1 protein-coding gene is annotated in these 1,132 nt (G+C 28.1%); it reads right to left on the bottom strand.

All coding sequences use genetic code 11. The features are described 5' to 3' along the window. Positions 1–90: 90 nt before the first annotated feature. Positions 91–981 (bottom strand): tyrosine-type recombinase/integrase, encoded by an 891-nt coding sequence (locus UNSWCS_RS09630; protein ID WP_021088340.1) that lies wholly within the window; start codon positions 979–981, stop codon positions 91–93. Positions 982–1,132 lie beyond the last annotated feature (151 nt).

Below are 1,132 nucleotides of genomic sequence, written 5' to 3'. Positions count from 1 at the left end.
TTCAAATCCCTCTCTGTCCGCCACAAACCCAAAAAATACGGCATTTAACAACAAATTTATAAAATAAAAAAATCCCTATGCCGACCCAAATTAATAAATCGAAATATCTCGTTTAAAATCTTTTAAGTTTGAATTAAGATAATTTACATAGACATCATAAATCATCTTAGGCGTGGAGTGACCTAATAATTTTGATAATTCTACTGGAGTAACATAGTTGCCATAAAGCATAGAAGTAGCATAAGTATGTCGCATGTTATAAAGTCGCCTATATGGTAAATTTAACTCGTCTAAAATAGGCTTCCAAAAGTCAGAAGTAAAAACGCCAGTATCTCTGTAAGGTTCGTTATATTGAGTTTGCAAAAGATAGATATTACCTGGATATTTTTCAATATAAGTTTTTAATCTTGTATATAAATTATCTAAAATAGGTATTGATCTAATTGAATAAATAGTCTTTGGTGTATTCTCGCCAAATCTGGAGCGAGTTGAATTTATATTTATAATCCTATTTTCTAAATCGACATCTTTTAATTTTAGAGATAATATCTCGCCAGTCCGCATGCCAGTAAAAAAACCAATATATAAAAAAATTTGAAATCTATCGTTATATCTAGTAGATAATCTTAAAATATCATTTACCTGCTGACTAGTAAAAGGCTCTATTCTTGGAGTTTTATGAACTATGCTTTTAATATGAATAATGGGATTTTTATCAATAATTTCATCTTCCAGGGCAAGCTTTAAGATCATAGATAGAGAATTTAAATAGTGTTTTTTGCTTTTATTAGAAACATCTTGAATTGAGTTAAGCCACAAACGAATAACGCTAGGCTTTATTTCATAAATATCCATATCAAAAAATAAATTCAACCTATTTTTTACAATGCCCTTATTCTTGCAATACGTCGATAATTTCCATTCAGACTTACCGAGCTTAAGATATAAATCGGCATAGTATTTAAATTTAACGTTTTGCATAGTTAAAACTCATTGCAAATCATTAAATTAGCTTAAAACAATCATAATCAAATTTTTTAGCAAAAGCATCAAGAAGATCATCAAAACTAGAAAAATCACATAACCCATATTCAGAAAAAGAATAATAAGTTTCAAAAAAAGAATTATCAAA

This window comes from Campylobacter concisus UNSWCS, assembly GCF_000466685.1.
Lineage (GTDB): Bacteria > Campylobacterota > Campylobacteria > Campylobacterales > Campylobacteraceae > Campylobacter_A > Campylobacter_A concisus_A.
The sequence above is the reverse complement of the archived record's forward strand: the minus strand, read 5'-3'. Positions and strand labels throughout refer to the sequence as shown.

What these genes read in the sequence shown, in the direction of transcription:
- UNSWCS_RS09630 (WP_021088340.1), bottom strand. Translation starts at nt 981, where the DNA reads ATGCAAAACGTTAAATTTAAATACTATGCCGATTTATATCTTAAGCTC.